We start from the raw sequence: 8224 nt of genomic DNA, 5'->3' as shown, positions 1-8224 counted from the left end.
ACCAGAACGTGAAGGCTGATTACGTGAAGGCGATCTGGGACATCGTGAACTGGGCCGATGTCCAGGCACGGTTCGAGGCGGCGCGCGCGACCGGGTCCGGTCTGGTCATCCCGCAGGCCTGATCACGCCTCGTCGACCCTGATCGGTTCGCAGGTTGATCGGTCGGCAGGTCGATTGATCGACGCAGCGGCCGGTCCCCGAGGAATCGGGGGCCGGCCGCTGCCGCGTGTGCCCCGACCTGCCCGGGATCGTTCCTCCCCAGCACCTCTTCATCCACAGAAACCGCGGTGGGCTGGAGCTGGCGGAGTGGGCCAGGGACTCTGGGGTCCATCGGCACGGAGCCGAGGCCGGGAATGACCCGGCACCTCAGGAAGGACATCACCATGCGCGACATCCACACGACCCTCATGGGGAACGCCACCGCTGACCCCAGTGAGCGACTCCAGTCCGACGGCAGCGTCACCGCCATCGTGCGAATGGCCGTCACCGGTCGCTACTACGACTCCGCCAAGAGCGATTTCATCGACCGCAAGACCGAATTCATCACGGTCTTCGCGCGCCGGGCACTGGCCCGCAACCTCCTGAAGTCGATCTCCAAGGGCCAGCCACTCGTCGTCACGGGGCGCCTCGGCAGCTCCGAGTGGACAGCGGAGGACGGTGCAGTGCGCTACTCCCTGACTCTGCAGGCGGAGGCCATCGGCCACGACCTCACGTTCGGCACCACGACGTTCACTCGTCCGTTGAAGACGAGCGAGATTCCCGATCACGATCCGCGGACAGGAGAGATGCTCGACAGCACCGCGAGCGGCGACGTCGAGGTGGCGCTGACGGACGACGTGGCGGAGGACGACGCCCTGGCGACGGCCTCCTGACCCGGGATCAGTCGGTGGGCTGCAGCGTCTGGGCCAGGGCTGCGGAGATGTCGGGGAGCAGTGCGGCGCCGAGGACATAACCGTCCTCGTCGCCGCGGTGCACCGCAGACCAGCTCGTGCCATCGGCAAGGGCAGCGACGATCACGCGCAGCGGGCGCCCTGCCGGAAGGTCGGCGCCGCTGTGCTCCTCGCGCAGGACCCAGGCGGAGGGGGCGAGATCGCAGGCGATCGCTCCGCCCGCTGCCAGGTCCGGCCACTGCACGACCTGCAGCGCAGCGAGCGGATCCTGCCCACCAGGTGCCACGACGTCCGAGTCGGCTCCGTCATCGAGGTCGATCGGGGTCAGATGGAGCTCGTCGTGGGTATCGGTCCCGTCACCGGTGGCCCCCAGCAGTGCCGCGAGGGACGGGGAAGAGGCCATCAGTTCGGCGCTGCGCGCGAGCGCGAACAGCCGGGGGGACGTCAGCGGCTCGTCCTCGAGATGCCGGGCGATGTCGAGCACAGCAGCCGCGAGGGCGGCTGTGGGAGTGTCCAGAGGGTCCGTGTCAGGAGTCGTCATCGGATCGAGAGGTTCCTTACAGGTTCGCCTGACAGAATGGACGTGCCACCGCTGTGCGCGGCGGCACCACACTGTACCCGGAGACCGGGGCCGTTCCCTGCGTAGGTGCAGGAACCGCCGACGACTCCGACATCGAGGCACCCGAGGTTATCCGTGAGTTTCTCCGCCCCCTTCGGCGACACACCCCGGCCGCGCCCGCGCCCGGCTCCCGACGCCAACGCATCGACGCCGCGGAGGATCTCGCCGTTGGCGATCACCGCGATCGTGATCGCGGTGCTCGTCATCCTGTTGGTCATCGCCTCCGAGGTGTGGACCAAATATCTCTGGATGGACCAGCTCGAATACACCGATGTGCTTGTCACGCGCTGGATCACGCAAGGCGTCCTGTTCCTCATCGGGTTCGTCCTCTTCGCGGTGCCGCTGTTCCTCAGCCTGCGGATCTCCTACGCGAAGCGGCCCGTCTATCCGCCGGTGACGCGCGAGCAGGAGGCACTGGAGCAGTTCCGCACCGCGGTCGATCCGCTGCGCAAGGGCCTGACCATCGCGGCACCCCTGATCATCGGGGCGTTCGGCGGTCTCGCCGCCTCGCGGCGCTGGCAGGACGTGCAACTGTTCCTGCACCCTCAGCAGTTCGGGGAGACGGACCCGATCTTCGGCAACGACGTCTCCTTCTATGTGTTCACTCTGCCCGTGATCGACCTGATCATCTCCTTCGGGCAGTTCGTGATGCTGGTGGCGATCGTCGGTGCCCTCATCGGACACTTCATCTACGGCGGTGTCGCCTGGGGTCAGGAGAGCGGCCTGGAGGTCACGCGCGCCGCCCGTCGCCACCTCGGCGTGCTCGCCGCGATCTACGTGCTGCTGCTCGGAGCGGGCCACTGGTTCCAGCGCTACGACATGCTGGTCAATCAGAACGACCGGTTCCACGGTGCCTCCTACACCGACGTCAACGCCATATTGCCCGCGCAGACGATCCTCGCGATCTCGGCGATCGTGGTCGCAGCACTGTTCGTCCTGTGGATCTTCCGGTCGGACTGGCGGATCCCCGCGATCGGCGCCGGCCTGATGATCCTGTCCACGCTGGCCGTGGGCAGTCTGTATCCCTGGGCGATCCAGCAGTTCCAGGTCCAGCCCAACGAGCGCACGCTCGAACAGCCGTACATCCAGCGGAACATCGATGCGACCCGTACGGCGTTCAACATCGATGACGTCAACGAGGTCTCGTACACGGCCACCACCGACGCGGAGCCCGGCGCACTGCGCGAAGACGCTTCGACCACCACGCAGATCCGTCTGATGGACCCCAACATCATCTCGCCCACGTTCGAGCAGAGAGAGGCGAACCGCCGCTACTGGGGCTTCGATGACGTGCTCAGCGTGGACCGATACGAGGTCGACGGTGAACTCCAGGACACCGTTATCGGCGTGCGAGAGCTGCGCCCGGACAAGTTCGAACTCTCGTCCCGGTCCTGGGTGGACCAGCACATCATCTATACGCACGGCTACGGCGCCGCTGCCGCGTATGGCAACCGCCGCAACGCCGATGGCGAGCCCAGCTTCCTGCAGTCAGGTGTCCCGGGTGACGGTGCGCTCGGGGAGTACGAGGAGCGGGTGTATTTCGGACGCCACTCCCCGGACTATTCGATCGTCGGTGCGCCGGAGGGACACGCGCCCGAGGAGTTCGACTACCAGTCGGGCACCGATGGCGAAGAGGGCGGCGAACAGGTCAACAACACCTACCAGGGCGACGGCGGGCCGTCCGTCGGGAACTTCTTCAACCAGCTGCTCTACTCGATCAAGTTCCGTGACCCGAACGTCGTGATCTCCGGCTACCTCAATGAGGAGTCGCAGATCCTGTACGACCGTGATCCCCAGGAGCGCGTACGCGAGGTCGCCCCGTTCCTGTCGCTCGACTCGCAGATGTATCCGGCGATCGTCGACGATGAACTGGTGTGGGTGATCGATGGGTACACCACGACCGATGCATACCCGTACTCACGTACCGTCGGCCTCGACGACGCGATCAACGACTCGCAGACGAATGCCGCGGACACCGCCTCGAACCGGGAAAGCAGCGCGAACTACATGCGCAACGGCGTCAAGGCCACGGTGAACGCCTTCGACGGTTCGGTGAACCTGTACTCCTGGGACACCGAGGACCCGATCCTCAAGTCCTGGGCGGAAGTCTTCCCCGACGCGCTCCAGCCTGCCAGCGAGATCAGCGGCGAGCTGATGAGCCACTTGCGCTATCCCGCGGACTACTTCAAGGTGCAGAGGGAACTGCTGGGCACGTACCACGTCACAGAGGCCGATGACTTCTTCGGTGCCCAGGACTTCTGGGAGACCCCGCCGGATCCGACCGAGCCGGCGCCCGAGAACCCTGACGGCACCACGGGCGAGCAGCCCACGCAGCCGCCGATGTACCTGACCATGCAGTTCCCAGGCACTGAATCGCCACGATTCACCCTCTCCTCGAGCTATATACCCGCCCAGGGTCAGAACGTGCTCACCGGGTTCCTCGCGGTCGATTCCGAGACCGGGAGCACGGAGGGCAACCCGGCAGATTCGTACGGCGACATGACGCTGCTCGTCCTACCGGCCACCAATCCGGTCAATGGTCCCGGGCAGGTGCAGGCAACGTTCAACTCCGAACCCAACGTCTCGCAGGCCCTGAACCTGTTGAAGTCCGGCAACTCCGAGGTGATCAACGGCAACCTGCTCACGCTGCCTGTCGGCGGCGGACTCCTGTACGTGCAACCGGTGTATCTGCAGTCCTCGGCCTCCGGTGGTGGTACCCAGTACCCGCTGCTGCAGATGGTGCTGGTCTCCTTCGGCGAGAAGATCGGATTCGCGCCGACGCTCGACGAAGCCTTGGATCTGGTCTTCGGCGGTGATTCCGGTGCGACAGCCGGTGACGCCGCCGTGTCGGACCCGGACGGTGTGGCCGGCACGGCCGACACCGAGACCGGTGACGGCACGGTCGAGACCCCTGAGGGGGAAGAGGCTCCGCCCGAGGAGGAAGACGCTGCCGAGGGTGACGCTCCGGCGGCGGACGCGGGAAGCGCTCAGGAGCAACTCGACCAGGCGCTCGCGGACATGGACACTGCGGTGGCCGATTCCGAGGAGGCCATGGCAGCGGGAGACTGGACCGCCTACGGCGAGGCGCAGGACCGACTCGCCGACGCGCTCAACCGCGCGGTCACGGCCAACACGGAGCTCGGAGGGACCGGAGTGCCGGCGCCCTCCGACGGCGGCGAAGGCTGATCCCCACCGGCAGCTGAAGAAGTCCCAGGACGCCCGATCGCCCCGGTTTCTCTCCGGGAACGGTCGGGCGTCCTGCTGTTCTTGCAGGTGAACGGGCCGTGAACGTGTCATGGCACACGTTCGGGCCCGCTGATTGGACGCGGGGACGCCAGGGTCGTAAAGTTAGTCATGTCGCCGCGGGGTGGAGCAGTTCGGTAGCTCGCCGGGCTCATAACCCGGAGGTCGTAGGTTCAAATCCTGCCCCCGCTACGAGACGAAGGCCCGGACAGTGAAAACTGTCCGGGCCTTCTGCATGTCCGGACCATCCGTCGTGTCAGAGGCCGGTCACGCCCGGCCTCTGGCAGGATTGCGGCATGACGACACCATCGCCCCCCGAGCCCCGGACACTGCTGTTCATCGGGGATTCGATCACCGACTGCTCACGTGGCGAGGACCCCGCCGGACTGGGCTATGGCTATGTGCGTCTGCTCGCCGAACACTTCGCCGCGCACGAACCCACGTCACGTGTCCTGAACCGGGGGATCGGAGGCGACAAAGTCGCCGACCTCGTCGCGCGTTTCGGCACGGACTGTCTCGACCTCGACCCCCAGGTCGTCACGATCTACGTCGGCGTCAACGACGCCTGGCATTACTACACGCGTGGCGAGCTGGTCACCCCGGAAACCTTCGAGGAGGGCTACCGGTACCTGCTCGACCAGCTCTCTGCCACCAGGCCGGCTGTGCCAGTGCTGTTGGTCGTACCGTTCGTCGCCGACATCACGGACGAGATGGCCCAGATCCATGATGATCTCGACGCGAAGGTGGCGATCATCCGCGACCTCGCCCGCGAGTTCCGCCACCGCGTCGTGGACCTCGAGGTGGTCCTCGAGCGGGCGTGGACGGCGGGCCACACGCCCGCGAGCATCGCCGCGGACGGCGTGCACCCGGCGATCGCCGGTCATCGCCTCATCGCCGACGCCTGGCTCGCAACCTTCGACGAGGTCGATCCGCTCCGGCGCTGACCTCGCGCAGTATCGACCGAGCCCTCGCCCGACATCGCGTCGGGCCTCACCTCAGCGCAGCGGTGGCGTCACGTCGACCGAGAGGAATCCCCGCCGGAAGGTGCGGGCATCGATCACCAGCATCTTCCCTGGCCGGGTGGGATTGCGAAGGTGCACGTGCCCGCTGGTGGGAGCAGCCCCCACCACGGCGAACACGTGGCTGGGTGGCAGTGGGCCGTGCGCCGAACCGACCCGGCCGCTGAGCGGGTGGGTGGACGCAGCGATCGCCCGTCCCTCCTCGCGCCAGCCGACGATCTGGGCGGCCGACGGCAGGCGCAGTCGGGTGCGTACGCGCACACCGAGCAGCAGTTCGAGTCCGAACCGGGCGAACCCGCGCTGCAGGCATCCGTAGCCGCCGGCCACGTGCCCGGCGATCGCCTTCTCGATCACGCCGACCCAGCCAGGATTCGCGCCCTCGCGGCGGGCGTACTGGAACGTTCCGTGCGCCGTGACAGGCATGTTCCGATCGACCCGGATCGGTTCGTCCATGGCGGGCAGACGCACCTCCACCGTGCCGTCCGGCATCTCGGTCAGAAGTGCGGCGAGGCGCCCGGGGGCGGTTTCATGGATCGCGAGCAGGGAGGCGATCACCCAGCAGTCGCCAAGTCGCCCCTGCTGGGGCCGCAGTGGTCGCGTCGGCATCAACGGCCCGTTGTCGAGCTTCCACCCGGTAGCGGACGGCCCGGGCGAGACCTCCACGAGGTCGGGTATCGAGAGGGACGCTGGGGAAGTGTTCCGGCCGGTGGGGCCCGGTGCAACGCTCCCCACAGACGCGTCGCGCGCCCGCCCCGTCAGGGCGAGCGCGCGAAGGGTGCGGCGCCAGGTCCGCACACGAGGCCGCAGATCAGAGGTCCTCAGATCTGCAGCCATCACCGTGTCCGAGGGAGACGGTTCACGGGACTCAGTGCGATCCGGACGCGACGATCTTCTGCCCGGTGCGCTCCATGACCTCGTGGAACCAGGGCTGGGAGATGTCGAACGCCTTGTGCCCGGCAATCCGCTCGAACTCGATGGCGCGCAGCACGTTGCCGTTGCCCTCGTCATGGCCGATGACACCGGATCCGCCCTCGAGGGCGACCTGCACGGCGAGGTCGGTCATCGACTTGATCAGGCGCAGATCCGCCGCGTTGGCCTTCGCGGAGCGCGAGAAGTACCCGGACTTCTGGACCATGGACTTCTCGGCGCCGAGCTTGGCGGAGAACTGGTCCGCGAACCACTGGCCCGGATTGATCTTGTCGATCTTCACGTGACCGAAGGGATCCTTCTCGGGCTCCTCGCCACGAGCCTGCATCTCGGCGACGATCTCGGGGATACCGGCACCCTCGGACAGGAAGATGTTCACGCACCCGACCTCGTCCATGACCGTCTTCAAGCGCTCGGCCTCGGCGTCGATATCCAGGGCCAGCTCAGGCAGGAACACGGCGTGGACATCCCAGCGCTCGGCCTTGTGGCCGATCGAGGGCAGCCACTCCTGCTTCGCATGCCACTGCTGGTAATACTCCGCCGCCTGCGCGGTGAGGTACCCGCAGGCGCGACCCATGATCTCGTGGATGATGAGCATGCGCGGGTTCGATCCGTGCTCGGCAACGATGTTCTGTGCGAAGACACTGGTCTGCTCGGCGGCGCTCTGGGCGCCGAGGGACTGGCGGATCGGCACGATGTCGTTGTCGATCGTCTTGGGCAGCCCGACGACCTGCAGGTCGTAGTCGTTGTCGTGGAGGTACTTGGCGAGGTCCGCGGCGGTGGTGTTGGTGTCGTCGCCACCGATGGTGTGCAGGACGTCGACCCCGTCCGCGACGAGCTTGCTCGCGGCGACCTCGAGGGCGTTCTCACCCTCCTGGATCAGACCGCGGCCCACGAGGTCAGCTGTGTTGGTGAGCTTCACGCGGGAGTTGCCGATGGGTGACCCGCCGTAGTTGTGCAGCAGCCCGGCCTTCGCGCGCACCTCGTCGTCGATGACGATCTTGTCGCCGGAGAGCAGCCCCCAGTAGCCGTGCTTGTACGCGATGATCTCGACATCCGGCACCAGCTCGTGGTACCGCTCGATGAGGCCGCCGACGGCGGAGGACAGGCAGGGGGCATAGCCACCCGCGGTCAGCAGGGCGACGCGCTTGACGGTCATGAGGAGGGGGTCCCTTCACGGTTGGGGTCACGATGACCCGAGTCTACCGATGCCGGGGCGCCCCGACGTGCGCCGTCCGCCCTGCCTCGGCGACCCGGACCTGTGCACTCACCACCTGCGATTGACCTGCCGCTCGTGCCTCGCAGCACGTCGACCAGCTCTGCTGGTGTGCTGTTCTCCTGCCGCTCGTGCCTCGCAGCACGTCGACCAGCTCTGCTGGTGTGCTGTTCTCCTGCCGCTCGTGCCTCGCAGCACGTCGACCAGCTCTGCTGGTGTGCTGTTCTCCTGCCGCTCGTGCCTCGCAGCACGTCGACCAGCTCTGCTGGTGTGCTGTTCTCCTGCCGCTCGTGCCTCGCAGCACGTCGAC

At 67.0% G+C, this 8224-nt stretch carries 7 protein-coding genes and 1 tRNA gene; 5 read left to right on the top strand and 3 right to left on the bottom strand.

Annotated elements, in window-relative coordinates:
- Together INT51_RS05135 and INT51_RS05130 are read left to right on the top strand one after the other, a co-directional pair.
- The coding region (locus tag INT51_RS05135; protein ID WP_226831997.1) for a Fe-Mn family superoxide dismutase at nucleotides 1-122 on the top strand (122 nt) is incomplete at its 5' end.
- 261 nt (nucleotides 123-383) lie between these two features.
- On the top strand, nucleotides 384-872 hold the full coding sequence (locus INT51_RS05130) for a single-stranded DNA-binding protein (protein ID WP_193104121.1): 489 nt from the start codon (nucleotides 384-386) through the stop codon (nucleotides 870-872).
- Between the two features lie 7 nt (nucleotides 873-879).
- On the opposite strand, the gene INT51_RS05125 is transcribed toward INT51_RS05130, so the two are convergent.
- Nucleotides 880-1431, bottom strand: a complete 552-nt coding sequence (locus INT51_RS05125; RefSeq protein ID WP_193104120.1) for a PPA1309 family protein — start codon at nucleotides 1429-1431, stop codon at nucleotides 880-882.
- Nucleotides 1432-1584: 153 nt separating this feature from the next.
- Here INT51_RS05125 and INT51_RS05120 point away from each other — a divergent pair, with 153 nt between their 5' ends.
- The 3 genes from INT51_RS05120 to INT51_RS05110 all read left to right on the top strand — a co-directional run bounded on the left by INT51_RS05120 (nucleotide 1585) and on the right by INT51_RS05110 (nucleotide 5696).
- Nucleotides 1585-4695, top strand: a complete 3111-nt coding sequence (locus tag INT51_RS05120; RefSeq protein WP_193104119.1) for a UPF0182 family protein — start codon at nucleotides 1585-1587, stop codon at nucleotides 4693-4695.
- Between the two features lie 175 nt (nucleotides 4696-4870).
- Nucleotides 4871-4944, top strand: a tRNA-Met gene (locus INT51_RS05115).
- A gap of 104 nt (nucleotides 4945-5048) precedes the next feature.
- Complete coding sequence (locus INT51_RS05110) at nucleotides 5049-5696, top strand: GDSL-type esterase/lipase family protein (RefSeq protein ID WP_193104118.1); 648 nt, start codon at nucleotides 5049-5051, stop codon at nucleotides 5694-5696.
- 51 nt (nucleotides 5697-5747) lie between these two features.
- Here INT51_RS05110 and INT51_RS05105 read toward each other — a convergent pair whose 3' ends face one another.
- Together INT51_RS05105 and INT51_RS05100 are read right to left on the bottom strand one after the other, a co-directional pair.
- Nucleotides 5748-6377: a C2 family cysteine protease gene (locus INT51_RS05105; protein WP_226831953.1), complete on the bottom strand. Its 630-nt coding sequence runs from the start codon at nucleotides 6375-6377 to the stop codon at nucleotides 5748-5750.
- A gap of 259 nt (nucleotides 6378-6636) precedes the next feature.
- Entirely contained in the window at nucleotides 6637-7857 is a 1221-nt protein-coding gene (locus INT51_RS05100) for a pyrophosphate--fructose-6-phosphate 1-phosphotransferase (protein WP_193104116.1), read from the bottom strand.
- Nucleotides 7858-8224 lie beyond the last annotated feature (367 nt).

The organism is Brachybacterium sp. FME24, from assembly GCF_014897705.1.
In the GTDB taxonomy this organism is placed as follows: Bacteria; Actinomycetota; Actinomycetes; order Actinomycetales; family Dermabacteraceae; genus Brachybacterium.
Note: the sequence above shows the minus strand (reverse complement) of the source record. Positions and strands in the feature narration are given on the sequence as shown.